Source organism: Bacillus sp. SRB3LM, assembly GCF_015712745.1.
Taxonomy (GTDB): domain Bacteria; phylum Bacillota; class Bacilli; order Bacillales; family Bacillaceae_G; genus Bacillus_A; species Bacillus_A thuringiensis_K.
This window is the reverse complement of sequence record NZ_VWVQ01000103.1, coordinates 482,596-498,759: the sequence shown is the minus strand read 5'-3', so window position 1 is coordinate 498,759 and position 16,164 is coordinate 482,596. Positions and strand designations below refer to the sequence as shown.

The window sequence follows — 16,164 nt, the reverse complement described above, 5'->3', positions numbered from 1 at the left end:
ATGAGAGTAGGATCACTCGTATGATTCTCTTTAATTTTTGAAAAGGAGATGAGAACGATGGAAGAACAAATCTTCAATTCAATGATTCAACAAGGAGCATTCGCAGCTTTATTTGTATGGATGCTGTTTACTACGCAAAAAAAGAATGAACAGCGCGAAGAACAATATCAAAAAGTTATTGAAAAAAATCAACAGGTCATTGAAGAACAAGCAAAAGCATTTAGTTCGTTGTCGAAGGATTTATCAGATGTTAAGCGAAAAATCTTGGGGAACGATGATGAGAAATAAAATATGGTATTAAAGTATTTGTCACGTATGCAGGTTCTCAAATAGGAATTCGATTAATATATAATAATGAGAAAAAGCCCTAATACCGATAAGTATTGGGGCTTTTTCTCATTAGCTATAGTGAATAAGGTGTGGTGGATTCTTCAAGAGGAAAGAGTGAATGAAGTTTAATGTAAATGAAATGAAACCTTGAATGCTGCTCAGTTATAACGCAGTCTTATTCAGAATTTCGTTAGTTCATTTTCTAAATTTAGGGAATAAATATAGTTTAGTACCTTGCAATAAATAATACTAAGTGGTATATTATGGATAAAACGGGTACCGTGTATTGAACAGTACTAAGATAGGAAAGGAGGATGGCACTTGAACGTTCAGTTTAAAAAAGGTGTGCTTGAACTTTGTGTATTAGCACTTGTAAAACGTAAAGATAGTTACGGTTATGAACTTGTTCAGCAAATTTCTAATAAATTTTTAATATCGGAAGGGTCAGTATACCCTTTATTACGTCGTTTGACGAAGGAAGGGTATTTTCAAACGTATTTAAAGGAATCTACGGAAGGGCCACCTCGTAAATATTATCAATTAACAGAGCAAGGGGAGACGCAATTTCATTTGTTAGTAACAGAATGGCGTGATTTTGCGAAAGGGGTACAAGAAATTATTGAAGGGGTGGAATGGGATGAGTAAAGAAGGGTTTCTTAAAGAATTATCAAGTTATCTTAGAAAGTTACCAGAGGAAGAGAGGCAAGATATTTTATTGGATTATGAAGAGCACTTTCAGTTTGGACTAGAAGAAGGGAAAACTGAATCGGAAATAATACAGGGCCTTGGTTCTCCGAAAGTAATCGCGAAAGAATTACTTGCGATGTATCGCTTTGATGAAATGAAAAAAAATCCATCGACTTCAAATGTGACAAGAGCTGTTATGGCAGCGATTGGACTTAGTTTGTTTAATTTTATTATTGTGTTAGGCCCGTTAGTCGCAATTATTGCTTTTATATTTTCTTTTTGGATCGGTGGTATTGCTAGTGTAGTAACACCATTTTTCGTTATTGGAAAAGTATTTATGGGTACTTTTATATGGTTGGATCTTTTCGTTAGTATAACGTTTGTTGGAGTAGGTTTATTGTTATGTATTATCGCTTTTTATAGTACAAAGTGGTTTAAGAGATTGTGTGTACGATATGTAATATGGAACTTCAAAATGATAAAAGGAGAGTAAATGATGAAAAAACTATTTTTAATCGCTATCGCTTGTATCATTATTGGAGTAATAGGAATTTCCCAAACATATGAAAAAGCAGTACAGACTGCTGAAAAAGGCGATAAAGAAAATGTAATTAAAAACGAAACATTAAAAAATATAGAAGTTAAGTTAGATGCCGGGGATATTATTGTCCAAAAATCTCCTGACTCTTCTTTTTATGTAAAGCAATCGGGAGATGTACGTAAACAAGAGATTCGTATCGCAGAAGATGGTGACACATTAAAAGTTATTGGGGAAAGAGAAAAAGGTGCTTCATTTGATTTTTCTTTTTACGATTTTAGGTTTCAAACGTCTAAATTGACTCTCCTTGTGCCCGAACGCTCTTACCAAGATGTAAAAGTAAATTCATCTGCTGGACAAATCGAAATGAGTGATGTGAAAAGTGATAGCGTAAGTGTTAGAACACTTGCTGGAGAAGTAGAGTTGAAACAAGTAACGGCTAAGAATGTGGAGGGATCGACAAAAGCTGGTGAGGTGAACTTTAAGAAGGTATTAGGGAAAGTGACCGCAAAAACAACAAGTGGGGAAATAAATATTCAAGATCATGATTCTAAGTATAATCTAGAAGCAAGTTCAACTGCGGGAGATATAGATATTACTTTATCGGAAAAACCACAAGATGCGGTAATTACTGGGCAAAGTGCTGCGGGAGATGTAACAATTTTTAATGAAGAAAATAAAAATGTAACAATTGGAAATGGTAGTAAAAAGATTAGCGGTAAAACGGCTGCTGGAGATGTGACAATTGAAACTCGTTAATAAGAAATAGAATGCATGGAAATCTATCAAAATACAAAAAGAAGATAATTACCGTATGTAAATAAGGTAATTATCTTCTTTTTATTATTTTTAATGTAAATCACGATATACGCCAATTACTTTCCCGATAACTGACACTTGTTTTAAAATGATAGGTTCTAACGAAGAATTTTCTGGTTGTAGACGGAAATGGTCTTTTTCTTTATAGAAACGTTTAACAGTTGCTTCGTTATCTTCTGTTAAAGCGACTACAATTTCACCATTATATGCAGACTGTTGTTGGCGAACAACAACTAAATCTCCATCGAAAATACCAGCTTCAATCATACTATCTCCAGAAATACGTAACATGAACACTTGGTCTGCTCCAGCAACAATACTAGCTGGAAGTGGGAAATGTTCCTCTACGCTTTCGACCGCCGTAATTGGTAAACCAGCAGTAACTTTTCCGACAATTGGAACTTGAATAACAGATTGTGTTTCCGTATCCATTCGGTCTTCGCCTAAAATTTCAATGGCACGTGGTTTTGTTGGATCGCGTCGAATGTATCCTTTTTCTTCTAATCGTGATAAATGTCCGTGCACTGTAGAACTAGAAGCGAGGCCGACTGCTTGACCAATTTCACGTACGGAAGGTGGATATCCTTTTTCTTGTACTTTTAGCTTAATAAAGTCGAGAATGTCTTGCTGGCGTTTCGTTAACTTTTCCATGTTTTCTAACACCTCGTTTTCTTTCATTTTTCTTATTAATAAGTATAACATGTGAAAAAACATTCTACAAACATAAGTTCGAACAAATGGCGGATTTATGTTACACTATAGGGAAATAATAGGGAGAAAGAGGGGGTTCAAAATGAATGCAATTATTTATGCACGTGTGAGTACAACGAAAGAAGCGCAAGAAACATCATTGTTACGTCAAAAAGATGAATTATTGCATTTAGCTGAGCGCTATCAAATGAATGTTACTAAGGTGATTGAAGAGCAGGCTAGTGGATATACAATTGAACGTGACGGTATATTAGAGGTGTTGGATACAATTCGAGACGAACAAATTGATGTGTTACTTATACAAGATGAAACGCGCCTTGGTAGAGGAAATGCGAAGATCGCATTAATGCATTGCTTACATAAAGAAGGCATAAAAGTATATACGCATACACATAATGGTGAATTACAATTATCGGATTCTGATTCGATGGTATTAGATATTATTGGTATTGTTGAAGAATATCAAAGAAAGATTCATAACTTGAAAATTAAACGAGGCATGCAACGTGCAGTAGAAAAAGGTTATCGTCCAGAAAATAATTTAAAAAATCGTCATTTAAGTGTAGGAAGAGAGAAAAAAGAAGTGCCAATTGAGGAAATTGTACGTTTGCGAAAAAGTGAACTCACGTTTGAAGAAATCGCAGCAACATTACGTGGATTTGGTCATAATGTTTCAAAGGCGACTGTACATCGTAGATATGTAGAGTATACGAAGCAATTGCTTGATAAAGAAGAGTAACTATTGTATGATAATAATCAGTTTTGATTAGAAGGGGGATTCGAGATGATTAATCACGAACTCGTTGAACGCATTAACTTCTTAGCGAAAAAAGCAAAAGCTGAAGGTTTAACTGAAGAAGAGCAACGTGAGCGTCAATCGCTACGTGAACAATATTTAAAAGGATTTCGTCAAAATATGTTAAACGAACTTAAAGGTATTAAAGTTGTTAACGAAGAAGGTACAGATGTTACACCGACGAAATTAAAAGCTTTAAAAAAGCAAGATAATGCAAAATTAAATTAAAAGATGGGCGAAGCCCATCTTTTTTATTTGTAAAAATCGTTATTTAATAACTTTCCAGTTGTTATTAACAGTTGCTTCTATCGTTTTATGTTCCAATATATAATTAGCGATAAGTTCAGACATATCTGTGGGTATATCTTTTACTACCGGTTTGTTTTGAAACATAAAAAAATTTCCCCCGCCACTTGCACGATAATTATTCATTACAACGTCATATTCTTCATTCATATTAAGAGGAGCACTGTTATGCTGTAAAGATTCTACTCTTTCACCAATTGGTTTTGAAATGTTTAATACGTATGAAATCCCTTCCCACATATCATAATTATAATGTTGTGGCTTTGGTTCTATGTAGATAGGACTTACGGTGATTGATCCATCTGTTTTTAATGTGAAATAAGAAGCAGAGAGTTCAAGAGCATCTTTTATATCTGCTCCAGTTATTCTAATTACTTTTAATGTGTTTGGATAAATATAATTAGAAACGATATCACGCATTGTTACATGTTCAGGGAAACCTGGAGATGTATTATGGAACAAACTTGTACAAGAAATTGATACATTAGCTATATTCATCTGTATTTTATTTATGAATTCGATAAAAGGATGATCATGCAAACGAGTTTGCATAGCATCTGAAATTTGCATGTCCCCCTGAATGATTCCAATAGGTTGATCAAGCCACTTTTGTGTTTTCTCTTCGTAATCGGCTACCAATGAAAGTACATCTTGGTCCGCCTCAACTCCTTGTACAGATAATAATTCAGAAGAACTCTCTTTTTTCACCCATTTATGTTTTGTTTTTTCGAATGTTATTTTTACTTTTCCAACTGAGTGTCCATTGCATCCAGTCTGTAAAATTGTTACACCGTTAGCCATCGTATGAGAAATTTCTCGGTGTTGATGACCTGTTAGTAAAAGATCTATACCTTCAATTTCATGGCACATTGCATATCCTTGGTTTTCTCCTGTTAACACTTCAGTCGGTACCCCGGTTTGTAAATCTCGTTCAACTCCCCCGTGATACGCTACGACTAGTAAATCTGGTTTCTCATGTTTGCGAATGTAAGAAACCCATTCTTTTGTAGTCTTTAATGCATCTTCAAATAGTAAATCTTTAATGTGATGGGGTTGTTCCCAATTGGGAATGTAATGCGTTGTCACCCCTAAAATAGCAATTTTTATATTTGATTCAATATGTTTTATTACATATGGTTTCCCGAAATAAGGTTTTTTACTGTTTTTATCTAAAATGTTTGCTGATAGGTACGGGAAGTTCGCAGTAGTCACAGCATTATTTAATATATCCATCCCGTAATTAAATTCATGATTGCCGATAATTGCAGCGTCATACTGTAAGTAATTCGCTAATAAGGACATTGGGTTTTTTTTGTTTTTTTCGTATGTAACATAATGATAAGTAAATGGTGTGCCTTGAATAAAGTCGCCATTATCAATTAAAAGAACGTTTGTATTTTGGGAACGTTCTTTTTTTATAAGAGTAGAAATTTTAGCTAAACCAAGTTCTGCTGGGGAGTTATCTTGGTAGTGAATAGGATAAACAGTGCCATGTATATCGCTTGTTAATAAGATGTTTAAAGTTACAGTTTGATTTTGTTCCAATATGACTCACCTTTTCTATTGTTATCTTCCAATTCATCATATCAAATATGTGAAGAGAATTTTAATGTGAGTGTATAGAATGTGTAAAGATTCTGTAAATAATCAATTATTTGTAAAAATATGTGATATATTTCTTCATGTTTATGAAAGGTTATTTTATAACAATGAAAAATGGAGGCATTAACATGTTGAAAAAAGTTTTTGCAATGGGCACAACAGTTGTACTAGCAGCGGGATTATTAAGTGGCTGCGGGACGGAAGAGTCAAGTGCAAGTAAAAATGAAGATACGAAAAAAGGGTATGTACCGAAGACTTTAAATGTTCAATTTGTTCCTTCTCAAAATGCGGATACGTTAGAGGCGAAGGCAAAACCGCTTGAGAAGCTATTAAGTGATAAGTTGAATATTCCAGTAAAAGTTAGTATTTCAACGAACTACAATACAATTGTAGAAGCGATGGCATCTAAACAAGTAGATGTAGGATTTTTACCGCCAACAGCGTACGTATTAGCACATGAAAAGAAGGCTGCAAATGTAATTTTACAAGCACAACGTTTTGGAGTAGATGATGAAACGGGAGCCCCTACAAAGGATTTAGTAGACTTTTATAAATCTGAGTTTGTTGTTAAAAAAGACTCTAATATAAATAGTGTAAAAGATTTAAAAGGTAAAAAGATTGGTTATCAAGATGTAACATCATCAGCAGGGTATGTATGGCCTGCAGCTGTTCTATTAAAAGAGGGAATTGATCCGTTAAAAGATGTGAAACCTGTTACATTAAAAGGTCACGATCAGTCGCTTATTGCTCTTTTAAATGGTGACGTAGATGCGGCTGTTGTATTCCAAGATGCTCGTAATATTGTAAAAAAAGATTATCCGAATATATTTGATCAAACGAAAATAGTGAAATTTACTGAGAAAATTCCGAACGATACAATTTCTGTACGATCTGATTTAGATGCAGAGTGGAGCAAGAAATTACAAGATGCTTTCATTGAAATTGGAAAGAATGAGGAAGGTCACAAAATCATTAAAGAAGTATATTCACATGAAGGATATGTTAAATCTGATGATAGTAAATTTGATATCGTTCGTGAATATGGGAAGAAAGTAAAAACGCAATAATACATATGGAAATGGCAGCTAGCTGAAAGGGGATGTTTTCAGTTAGTTTGCCGTTTTGAATACATAGAAAGTAGGTAAGATGTGTGATAGAGTTTCGAAATGTTTCCAAAATGTATCCGAATGGCACAAAGGGATTGAATAATATAAATTTAAAGATTCAAAAAGGTGAGTTTATTGTAATGGTCGGATTATCTGGAGCTGGAAAATCTACACTTCTCAGGTCCATAAATCGTCTTCATGAGATTACCGAAGGCGAAATCATGATTGAAGGTGAGTCTATTACTGCTGCAAAAGGAACAGATTTACGACGTATGCGTCGGGATATTGGTATGATCTTTCAAAGTTTTAATCTTGTAAAGCGATCAACAGTATTAAAAAATGTATTAGCTGGTCGTGTTGGATATCATTCCACATTGCGTACAACGTTAGGTTTGTTTCCGAAAGAGGATGTGGAGCTCGCATTTCAAGCGTTAAAAAGAGTGAATATTTTAGAAAAAGCATATGCACGTGCTGATGAATTATCAGGAGGACAACAACAACGTGTATCGATTGCTAGAGCATTGGCGCAAGAAGCGAAAATCATATTGGCAGATGAACCTGTTGCGTCGTTAGATCCACTTACGACAAAGCAAGTATTAGATGACTTAAAGAAAATTAATGAAGATTTTGGAATTACAACAATTGTAAACTTACATTCTATTGATTTAGCTAGGCAATATGCGACGCGTATTATTGGATTACATGCAGGCGAAATTGTTTTTGATGGTTTAGTAGAAGAGGCAACTGATGAAAAGTTTGCTGAAATTTATGGGGACGTAGCTCAGAAAAGCGAATTATTAGAGGTGGCAGTAAAATGAATGACGTGACGATATATTCAAATGAAATACCGAAGCCGCCGAGTAAATTGAAACATATGTTAACGTTTATTTTAGTTATTTTAATGCTGTGGAGTAGTAGTGTACAGGTAGATGCATCATTTTCAAAACTGGTAGATGGTTTTCCAAATATGGTAGATCTATTGAAAGAAATGGTGCCACCTGATTGGAGTTATTTTCAAGTTATTACAACAGTGATGTTAGATACAATACGTATGGCGATTATTGGGACGACTTTAGGGTCGATTTTAGCTATTCCACTGGCACTGTTTGCGGCAAGTAATGTGTTTACTAGTACATTTTTATACAGTCCAGCTCGATTGATTTTAAATTTTATTCGAACGATACCAGATTTATTATTAGCGGCAATTTTCGTAGCTATTTTTGGAATAGGACCACTTCCAGGTATTTTGGCTCTTACTTTTTTCTCAATTGGGCTTGTGGCAAAATTATTGTACGAGTCAATTGAATCAATTGATCCAGGTCCATTAGAAGCGATGACAGCAGTAGGAGCAAATAAAGTGCAATGGATTGTTTATGGGGTAATTCCGCAAGTGAAAGCACATTTTGTCTCCTATGTTCTGTATACATTTGAGGTGAACGTACGTGCAGCAGCTGTCTTAGGTTTAGTAGGAGCGGGTGGTATTGGATTATATTATGATCGTACACTTGGATTTTTACAATATCAACAAACTGCATCTATAATTATTTATACCCTTATTGTTGTTTTGTTAATTGACTACATTAGTACATTGTTGCGGGAGAAACTATAATGAATAGAACGACGATGATTGTGCCAAAACCGAAGAAACCGAGTATATATCGCTGGATTATTTTAATAGCACTTACAGTTGTATATGTATGGGCCTTTTCAGGAGTGCCATTAGAGGGGATAAAGGACACAGCAGGTGAAATCACGAAAGCAATTATGACAGGGATATTGAATCCAGACTGGTCGTATGTATCTTTGCCAGATGGTGAAGATTTATTACATGGATTAATTGATACGTTGGCAATTGCGATATTAGGTACATTTATTTCTGCATTTTTATCTGTTCCGTTTGCCTTTTGGGCGGCAACGAATATGAGTAGTGGAAAATTAACTTCAGGATCTGGGAAATTTGTACTTAGTTTTGTTCGTACGTTTCCTGAATTAGTTATGGCTCTTTTATTTATAAAAGCTGTTGGTCCAGGCTCTTTTGCAGGAGTATTGGCCTTAGGATTACATTCTATTGGAATGTTAGGAAAACTATATTCAGAAGGAATTGAAAACATAGATAATGGACCGACGGAAGCGTTACTAGCAACAGGAGCAAACCGTTTTCAAATACTTTGGTATGCAGTATTGCCACAAGTATTACCAGATTTTTTATCGTATACGTTATACAGGTTCGAAATTAATGTACGATCTGCTGCCATTTTAGGTGTTATTGGAGCAGGTGGTATTGGTACGCCTCTAATTTTTGCGCTGAGTTCACGCAATTGGTCTCGTGTTGGGATTATTTTATTAGGTATCATTTTAATGGTAATTATAATTGATTGGATTTCAAGTTCGATTCGGAAAAGGATTGTTTAACTTATTTGAAAAGCATCGAAGTTAGATGCTTTTTTATGTTTTTAAAAACGTAAGTATAGAAGAAATTTGTATAAATATACAGATAATTCCCTTTCTTTTTAAAATAAAAATAATGAAAAAGTATGTCATATTGAATACCCATACATTCCCGGAATCATTGATTTTTTTATAAAAAATCAAAAAAACATCAACATATTTGTCGATACATGTTGTATAATCTTGCGTGGGAAGCTATCATATAAATGTATAAAACGTTTACTAATATAAGCGAAGGGAAGAATAGCATGTCACATTCAATCGAACAACTTTCTATCAACACGATTCGCACATTATCCATCGATGCGATTGAAAAAGCAAACTCTGGTCACCCAGGAATGCCAATGGGTGCAGCACCAATGGCTTATACATTATGGACTCAATTTATGAAACACAATCCAAATAACCCAACGTGGTTTAACCGTGATCGTTTCGTATTATCTGCAGGTCATGGTTCAATGTTATTATACAGCCTACTTCACCTATCTGGTTATGATGTAACAATGGATGACTTAAAGAACTTCCGTCAATGGGGAAGCAAAACTCCAGGACATCCTGAGTATGGTCATACAGCTGGTGTAGATGCAACGACTGGTCCACTTGGACAAGGTATTGCAACTGCTGTAGGTATGGCAATGGCAGAAAGACATTTAGCTGCTAAATATAACCGTGATGTGTATAATGTAGTAGATCATTATACATACGCTATTTGTGGTGATGGAGATTTAATGGAAGGCGTTTCTGCTGAAGCATCTTCATTAGCTGCTCATTTACAATTAGGTCGTCTTGTTGTGCTTTACGATTCAAACGATATTTCATTAGATGGCGATTTAAATCGTTCATTCTCTGAAAGTGTAGAAGATCGTTACAAAGCATACGGATGGCAAGTAATCCGTGTTGAGGATGGAAACGATATTGAAGCAATCGCGAAAGCAATTGAAGAAGCGAAAGCTGACGAAAAACGCCCAACGCTAATTGAAGTAAGAACGACAATTGGTTTCGGTTCTCCAAACAAATCAGGAAAATCAGCTTCACATGGTTCTCCACTTGGTGTAGAAGAAACAAAATTAACGAAAGAAGCATATGCTTGGACTGCTGAGCAAGACTTCCATGTAGCAGAAGAAGTATATGACAACTTCCGTAAAACAGTACAAGATGTTGGCGAAACTGCGCAAGCTGAGTGGAACACGATGCTAGGTGAATATGCGCAAGCATACCCAGAATTAGCAAACGAATTCCAAGCAGCAATGAACGGTCAACTTCCAGAAGGTTGGGAGCAAAACTTACCAACTTATGAATTAGGATCAAAAGTAGCAACTCGTAATTCTTCTGGTGCTGTAATTAATGCAATTGCAGAGTCTGTACCATCATTCTTCGGTGGATCTGCTGACCTTGCTGGTTCTAACAAGACATACATGAATAACGAAAAAGACTTTACAAGAGATGATTACAGCGGTAAAAACATTTGGTACGGTGTACGTGAGTTCGCAATGGGTGCAGCAATGAACGGTATTGCACTACATGGCGGTTTAAAAACTTACGGTGGTACGTTCTTCGTATTCTCTGATTACTTACGCCCAGCAATTCGCCTTGCAGCATTAATGCAATTGCCAGTAACGTATGTATTCACACATGACAGTATCGCTGTTGGTGAAGATGGTCCAACGCATGAACCAATCGAGCAATTAGCAGCGCTTCGTGCAATGCCAAATGTTTCTGTTATCCGTCCTGCTGATGGTAACGAATCTGTTGCAGCTTGGAGACTAGCTTTAGAATCTACAAACAAACCAACTGCTTTAGTATTAACTCGTCAAGACCTTCCAACATTAGAAGGTGCAAAAGAAGATACGTATGAAAAAGTAGCAAAAGGTGCATATGTAGTTTCGGCAAGCAAGAAAGAAACGGCTGATGTAATCTTACTTGCAACTGGATCTGAAGTAAGCCTAGCTGTTGAAGCTCAAAAAGCATTAGCAGTAGACGGCGTTGACGCAGCTGTTGTCAGCATGCCATCTATGGATCGCTTCGAAGCTCAAACTGCAGAGTACAAAGAATCTGTATTACCAAAAGCAGTAACAAAACGTTTCGCAATTGAAATGGGTGCTACATTCGGATGGCACCGTTACGTAGGTCTTGAAGGAGATGTGTTAGGTATCGATACATTCGGTGCTTCTGCTCCTGGTGAGAAGATTATGGAAGAGTATGGATTTACTGTAGAGAACGTTGTTCGTAAAGTAAAAGAAATGCTTTAATGATTTCAGAAAAATCTCTCCGGCATGGAGAGGTTTTTCTATGTAAATGAGTTTTTTCGACAGAAAAAGTTTTTTATCTCTCCGCAGTCAGACAATCATTGCAAACTTTCTTATATATAATGAAGAGAAAAGGTTGTCCAGATTGGGAGTGGAAAAATGAAAACGTATGAATTGTATTTAATTCAAGAGGATATTGCGAAAGCTTATTTTGGTCGTGAATATTTGTTTTTTGATTTATTTGCTCGATTTTCAGAATCTGGGTCCCTTTCGGAGAAAAAAGTGTTATATAAGCAAATGATGTATATAACGATGCCATTGCAAGTAATGAAAATTCATCATAAATTAGAACAAGCTTTGCGCGTTCTTGGTAAATATGATAGAACACATCATACACATACACTTTATACGGGAGCGGAGTACGGCGAAATAATGGTGAAACCGCACTATATTCGTATGAATACCTCTGGAAATGTCTCTATGGAAACGACATTCTTTGAGGTGTTAAGAAAGTGTGAATTAACATTTTTAGCAATGGATTATGAAAATACAAAGTACGGATGGCTGAATCCTCTAAAACAAGTACGAACATATGTGTAAAAAATGTCGAATTGTATCTTGTCTTATTGAAAAGGTTTTAGTACACTGTAAGGTAGACAACATGAAGGAGGAAAATATATGCCAATTTGGTTAGGTATTCTAGTGGGCGTAGTAGCACTAGTAGCAGGCGTGGCGTTAGGATTTTTCATTGCCCGCAAATACATGATGAATTACTTACAAAAAAATCCACCAATTAACGAACAAATGTTAAAAATGATGATGATGCAAATGGGACAAAAACCTTCCCAAAAGAAAATCAATCAAATGATGAGCGCGATGAACAAGCAACAAATGAAATAAGCGCTAAAAGACACTCGCTAAGAGTGTCTTTCTTTTTGTTAGTTATAGTTTTAAAACTTTTAAAAATTCTGTATTTTTGGTAAACTGAAAACATCGCTCATTTTAAGGGAGGAGGAAAAAAATGAAAGTATTTATGAATTTAGCGTGGTTTTTTAAACAAGAAAAACGAGCGTACATAACTGGAATTATTTTATTGTTTGGCGTTGCACTTCTAGAACTTGTAGCACCAAAAGTAATTGGAATCGTTGTAGATGAAATTAATGATGGAACATTGACGACCGATAAGTTACTAAAATGGGTTGTATTATTAGTAATTGTAGGTATTACGATGTACATATTACGTTACATATGGCGTATTATGATTTTCGGGTCTTCATTAAAATTAGCTCGCCAATTACGAAAAAATTTATATGAACATTTTACAAAGATGAGTCCATCTTTCTATCAGTCAAATCGAACAGGTGATTTAATGGCACATGCGACCAATGATATTCAAGCGATCCAGCAAACTGCTGGAGCGGGTGTTTTGACGCTTGTTGACTCATTAGCTGTCGGAGGATGTGTACTCGTAGCGATGGGTTTTACAATTAGTTGGAAGTTAACATTATTAAGTTTAATTCCAATGCCGATTGTAGCCATTTCGACAAATTATTATGGAACGTTATTACATAAAAGGTTTCATAAAGCACAGCAATCGTTTTCGGAAATCAATGATAAAGTGCAAGAGAGTATGAGTGGGATGAAGGTAATCCGGTCTCTTGGACAAGAGAAAGAAGATTTGCAGGCGTTTCGAAAAAAATCAGAAGATGTTGTACATAAAAATGTGTTAGTTGCACGTATTGATTCGTTATTTGATCCGACAATCTCTCTTATCGTTGGATTTTCTTTTTTAATCGCAGTATGTTATGGATCGGTATTAGTTGTAAGAGGTGAATTAACAGTAGGTGATCTCGTTACATTTACGACGTATTTAGGTACCCTCGTTTGGCCAATGTTAGCGTTTGGGTGGTTGTTCAATATTATGGAGCGTGGGCGTGCATCATATGACCGTGTAGAAAAAATTCTTTCACAAAAATCAGATGTAGTAAATAGCGAAAATGCTGTACATACAATAGCGAGCGGTAATGTTTCGTTTGCCGTTGATTCATTTTCGTATAAGAAAAATGAATTGTTACATTTAACCGATATTCACTTTGATTTGAAGAAGGGTGAAACACTAGGAGTTGTAGGACGTACAGGCGCAGGGAAAACGACTTTATTAAAATGTTTAATCCGTGAGTATGATCATTTTAATGGTGAATTAAAAATTGGGAAGCGAGATATTCGAGATATAACACTTCATGGTGTCCGTTCTGCCATTTCATACGTGCCGCAAGATCATTTTTTATTTTCAGCAAGTATTGGTGAGAATATTGCCTTTGGAAAGGCGGATGCTACATATAATGAAATTACCGAAGCTGCAGAGATTGCTTGTATTCATAATGACATCCTCCAATTTTCAGAAGGATATGAAACAGTAGTAGGGGAAAGAGGTGTTTCGTTATCTGGTGGTCAAAAACAGCGAATCTCTATTGCTCGTGCTTTATTAACAAATGCTGAAATTTTAATTTTGGATGATTGTTTATCAGCAGTAGATGCAAAAACAGAAGAGACGATTTTAAGTGCCTTAAAGAGGGAAAGAGCAGGGAAAACGACGATTATTACTGCACACCGATTAAGTGCAATTCAGCATGCCAATCTTATTCTTGTTGTTGATGAAGGTAGAATTGTACAAAGAGGTACACATGAGGAATTAATGAAGGAAAACGGCTGGTATAAGGAAATGTATGAAAGCCAGCAATTAGAAGCTTTAGTCGAGAAAGGAGGCGTATGATGGTAGAGAAGAAGCGAAGTGATTTAAGTAGATTGCTTTCCTATATGAAGCCATATAAAGGGTTGCTATCTTTAGCATTTATCTTTTTAGTTGGTGCGACAGTAACGGAAATGATGGGTCCTTTTTTAATTAAACAATTCCTCGATGAACACCTAGTACCGCGGGATTTTGAACGATCAGCGCTCGTTACTTTATTTGTAATTTACATAGTTGCTCATTTATTAAAAGTATTATTTACGTATTTAAATCTATTGTACTTTCAGAACATTGCTTTTAAGATTGTTCAAGATATGCGAGTTGAAGTATATGAACATGTTCAAAAGCTGTCATTAAGTTTCTTTGATCGTACGCCAATTGGTACGCTCGTATCTCGTATAACGAATGATACGGAAGCGATTAAAGATTTTTATGTCAGTGTATTATCAACATTTGTGAAAAATGTAGTCTTTTTAGTAGGCATTTTAGTAGCGATGTTTTTATTAGATGTAAAATTAGCGCTATTTTCTCTCGTATTAATTCCGATAATGTTTGCGATTATGGTATTATATCGCCGGAAAAGTGCAGCTTTTTATTTAGAAGTACGTAATCAACTAAGCGTGTTAAATGCAAAGTTGAACGAGTCCATACAAGGAATGAATATTGTTCAAGTTTTCAGACAAGAAAAACGTATGAGAAAAGAGTTTGAAGAAGTGAATAATAAACATTATAGTGCAGGGCGACGTACTTTGAAGTTAGACGCATTACTTTTACGACCAGCTACGGATTTAGTGCATATTGTAGCTATTGCGTTAGTACTAGGTTTATTTGGGATTGATGCTTTAAAGAGCCCTGTTGAAGTAGGAGTTTTATATGCTTTTGTTAACTATATACATCGTTTCTTCCAACCTGTAAATGAGATGATGATGAAATTGTCCTTTTTCCAACAGGCACTTGTTTCGTCATCACGTGTATTTCATTTAATGGACGAGAAAGATTTAGCACCGGTTCAAAAAGGCAATGAGAATCCTCAAGTCGTGGATGGAGATATTGAATTTAAAAATGTTACTTTTTCATATGATGGAAAGCGTGACGTTTTAAAAAATGTATCATTTCACGTGAAACAAGGGCAAACGGTTGCTTTTGTTGGGCATACTGGTAGCGGAAAAAGTACGATTATGAATTTGTTAATGCGATTTTATAATATTAAGTCAGGAAATATTGTAATAGACGGTGTAGATTTAGAAAAATTTGAAGAACGAGAAATTAGAAAGAAAATAGGACTCGTATTGCAAGATGCATTTTTATTTGCTGGTAATGTAAAGCAAAATATTCGTATGTATAATGAAGAAATTACGGATGAAGAAGTAAAAGAAGCTGCTCGATTTGTGCAAGCGAATACGTTTATTGAAAAGTTACCAAAACAGTATGAAACAGAAGTAGTAGAAAGAGGTGCAGCATTTTCAAGCGGTCAACGACAATTAATTGCTTTTGCTAGAACGATAGCAACGAATCCGAAAGTATTAGTATTAGATGAAGCAACAGCTAATATCGATACAGAAACAGAAGAGGCTATTCAAACAGCGTTGCAACAAATGCGAAAAGGTAGAACGACGATAGCCATTGCGCATAGGTTATCTACAATTCAAGATGCAGATCAAATTTTTGTGATGCATGATGGGGAGATAGTAGAAAGAGGAACACATCAAGAATTACTAAGTGAGCAAGGTTTGTATTATAATATGTACTTGCTACAAAATAAAGTGAGTTTGCAAAAGGCCTTGTAACACAAGGTCTTTTTTATTTTGTATACAAAATATGTTTAC

The 16,164-nt window shown here is 35.4% G+C and carries 17 protein-coding genes; 15 read left to right on the top strand and 2 right to left on the bottom strand.

Features of this window, described 5'->3' with window-relative positions; translation table 11 throughout:
* Window positions 1–57 precede the first annotated feature (57 nt).
* The 4 genes from F3I02_RS29650 (at window position 58) to F3I02_RS29635 (ending at window position 2,314) form a co-directional block, all read left to right on the top strand.
* Window positions 58–288: a BhlA/UviB family holin-like peptide gene (locus F3I02_RS29650; protein WP_000392444.1), complete on the top strand. Its 231-nt coding sequence runs from the start codon at window positions 58–60 to the stop codon at window positions 286–288.
* A 363-nt stretch (window positions 289–651) separates the two neighbouring features.
* Window positions 652–975: a PadR family transcriptional regulator gene (locus tag F3I02_RS29645; RefSeq protein WP_001102628.1), complete on the top strand. Its 324-nt coding sequence runs from the start codon at window positions 652–654 to the stop codon at window positions 973–975.
* Complete coding sequence (locus F3I02_RS29640; protein ID WP_000031383.1) at window positions 968–1,510, top strand: DUF1700 domain-containing protein; 543 nt, start codon at window positions 968–970, stop codon at window positions 1,508–1,510. The genes F3I02_RS29645 and F3I02_RS29640 overlap by 8 nt, the downstream gene beginning before the upstream one ends.
* Window positions 1,511–2,314: a DUF4097 family beta strand repeat-containing protein gene (locus F3I02_RS29635; RefSeq protein WP_000976239.1), complete on the top strand. Its 804-nt coding sequence runs from the start codon at window positions 1,511–1,513 to the stop codon at window positions 2,312–2,314.
* A gap of 90 nt (window positions 2,315–2,404) precedes the next feature.
* On the opposite strand, the gene lexA is transcribed toward F3I02_RS29635, so the two are convergent.
* Window positions 2,405–3,025, bottom strand: a complete 621-nt coding sequence (lexA, locus tag F3I02_RS29630) for a transcriptional repressor LexA (RefSeq protein ID WP_000413738.1) — start codon at window positions 3,023–3,025, stop codon at window positions 2,405–2,407.
* 142 nt (window positions 3,026–3,167) lie between these two features.
* On the opposite strand from lexA, the gene F3I02_RS29625 reads away from it, so the two are divergent.
* Window positions 3,168–3,824 carry a YneB family resolvase-like protein gene (locus tag F3I02_RS29625; protein WP_000991471.1) on the top strand — a complete coding sequence of 219 codons (657 nt, stop codon included), beginning with the start codon at window positions 3,168–3,170 and terminating at the stop codon, window positions 3,822–3,824.
* Window positions 3,825–3,869: 45 nt separating this feature from the next.
* On the top strand, window positions 3,870–4,109 hold the full coding sequence (locus F3I02_RS29620; protein ID WP_000607015.1) for a DUF896 domain-containing protein: 240 nt from the start codon (window positions 3,870–3,872) through the stop codon (window positions 4,107–4,109).
* A gap of 39 nt (window positions 4,110–4,148) precedes the next feature.
* On the opposite strand, the gene F3I02_RS29615 is transcribed toward F3I02_RS29620, so the two are convergent.
* Entirely contained in the window at window positions 4,149–5,732 is a 1,584-nt protein-coding gene (locus tag F3I02_RS29615; protein ID WP_061884495.1) for a bifunctional metallophosphatase/5'-nucleotidase, read from the bottom strand.
* Window positions 5,733–5,917: 185 nt separating this feature from the next.
* Here F3I02_RS29615 and F3I02_RS29610 point away from each other — a divergent pair, with 185 nt between their 5' ends.
* The 9 genes from F3I02_RS29610 to F3I02_RS29570 all read left to right on the top strand — a co-directional run bounded on the left by F3I02_RS29610 (window position 5,918) and on the right by F3I02_RS29570 (window position 16,125).
* Window positions 5,918–6,856 carry a phosphate/phosphite/phosphonate ABC transporter substrate-binding protein gene (locus F3I02_RS29610; RefSeq protein ID WP_000915039.1) on the top strand — a complete coding sequence of 313 codons (939 nt, stop codon included), beginning with the start codon at window positions 5,918–5,920 and terminating at the stop codon, window positions 6,854–6,856.
* 83 nt (window positions 6,857–6,939) lie between these two features.
* Complete coding sequence (gene phnC, locus F3I02_RS29605) at window positions 6,940–7,713, top strand: phosphonate ABC transporter ATP-binding protein (RefSeq protein ID WP_061884494.1); 774 nt, start codon at window positions 6,940–6,942, stop codon at window positions 7,711–7,713.
* Entirely contained in the window at window positions 7,710–8,504 is a 795-nt protein-coding gene (gene phnE / locus F3I02_RS29600) for a phosphonate ABC transporter, permease protein PhnE (RefSeq protein WP_196478685.1), read from the top strand. The genes phnC and phnE (F3I02_RS29600) overlap by 4 nt, the downstream gene beginning before the upstream one ends.
* Complete coding sequence (gene phnE, locus F3I02_RS29595; protein WP_046946491.1) at window positions 8,504–9,307, top strand: phosphonate ABC transporter, permease protein PhnE; 804 nt, start codon at window positions 8,504–8,506, stop codon at window positions 9,305–9,307. Before phnE (F3I02_RS29600) ends, phnE (F3I02_RS29595) begins: the two co-directional genes overlap by 1 nt.
* A gap of 284 nt (window positions 9,308–9,591) precedes the next feature.
* Window positions 9,592–11,592, top strand: coding sequence for a transketolase (gene tkt / locus F3I02_RS29590; protein WP_196478684.1), 2,001 nt, complete (start codon window positions 9,592–9,594; stop codon window positions 11,590–11,592).
* Between the two features lie 156 nt (window positions 11,593–11,748).
* On the top strand, window positions 11,749–12,189 hold the full coding sequence (sirA, locus tag F3I02_RS29585) for a sporulation inhibitor of replication protein SirA (protein WP_000860645.1): 441 nt from the start codon (window positions 11,749–11,751) through the stop codon (window positions 12,187–12,189).
* Between the two features lie 78 nt (window positions 12,190–12,267).
* On the top strand, window positions 12,268–12,489 hold the full coding sequence (locus tag F3I02_RS29580) for a YneF family protein (protein ID WP_001123317.1): 222 nt from the start codon (window positions 12,268–12,270) through the stop codon (window positions 12,487–12,489).
* Window positions 12,490–12,610: 121 nt separating this feature from the next.
* Window positions 12,611–14,362: an ABC transporter ATP-binding protein gene (locus F3I02_RS29575; protein ID WP_000862451.1), complete on the top strand. Its 1,752-nt coding sequence runs from the start codon at window positions 12,611–12,613 to the stop codon at window positions 14,360–14,362.
* Window positions 14,362–16,125 carry an ABC transporter ATP-binding protein gene (locus F3I02_RS29570; protein ID WP_000229522.1) on the top strand — a complete coding sequence of 588 codons (1,764 nt, stop codon included), beginning with the start codon at window positions 14,362–14,364 and terminating at the stop codon, window positions 16,123–16,125. The genes F3I02_RS29575 and F3I02_RS29570 overlap by 1 nt, the downstream gene beginning before the upstream one ends.
* Window positions 16,126–16,164: the final 39 nt, after the last annotated feature.

What these genes read in the sequence shown, in the direction of transcription:
- tkt (WP_196478684.1), top strand. Translation starts at nt 9,592, where the DNA reads ATGTCACATTCAATCGAACAACTTTCTATCAACACGATTCGCACATTA.
- F3I02_RS29640 (WP_000031383.1), top strand. Translation starts at nt 968, where the DNA reads ATGAGTAAAGAAGGGTTTCTTAAAGAATTATCAAGTTATCTTAGAAAG.
- F3I02_RS29610 (WP_000915039.1), top strand. Translation starts at nt 5,918, where the DNA reads ATGTTGAAAAAAGTTTTTGCAATGGGCACAACAGTTGTACTAGCAGCG.
- F3I02_RS29650 (WP_000392444.1), top strand. Translation starts at nt 58, where the DNA reads ATGGAAGAACAAATCTTCAATTCAATGATTCAACAAGGAGCATTCGCA.
- phnE (WP_046946491.1), top strand. Translation starts at nt 8,504, where the DNA reads ATGAATAGAACGACGATGATTGTGCCAAAACCGAAGAAACCGAGTATA.
- F3I02_RS29625 (WP_000991471.1), top strand. Translation starts at nt 3,168, where the DNA reads ATGAATGCAATTATTTATGCACGTGTGAGTACAACGAAAGAAGCGCAA.
- F3I02_RS29635 (WP_000976239.1), top strand. Translation starts at nt 1,511, where the DNA reads ATGATGAAAAAACTATTTTTAATCGCTATCGCTTGTATCATTATTGGA.
- F3I02_RS29580 (WP_001123317.1), top strand. Translation starts at nt 12,268, where the DNA reads ATGCCAATTTGGTTAGGTATTCTAGTGGGCGTAGTAGCACTAGTAGCA.
- phnE (WP_196478685.1), top strand. Translation starts at nt 7,710, where the DNA reads ATGAATGACGTGACGATATATTCAAATGAAATACCGAAGCCGCCGAGT.
- sirA (WP_000860645.1), top strand. Translation starts at nt 11,749, where the DNA reads ATGAAAACGTATGAATTGTATTTAATTCAAGAGGATATTGCGAAAGCT.
- F3I02_RS29575 (WP_000862451.1), top strand. Translation starts at nt 12,611, where the DNA reads ATGAAAGTATTTATGAATTTAGCGTGGTTTTTTAAACAAGAAAAACGA.
- lexA (WP_000413738.1), bottom strand. Translation starts at nt 3,025, where the DNA reads ATGGAAAAGTTAACGAAACGCCAGCAAGACATTCTCGACTTTATTAAG.
- F3I02_RS29570 (WP_000229522.1), top strand. Translation starts at nt 14,362, where the DNA reads ATGGTAGAGAAGAAGCGAAGTGATTTAAGTAGATTGCTTTCCTATATG.
- F3I02_RS29620 (WP_000607015.1), top strand. Translation starts at nt 3,870, where the DNA reads ATGATTAATCACGAACTCGTTGAACGCATTAACTTCTTAGCGAAAAAA.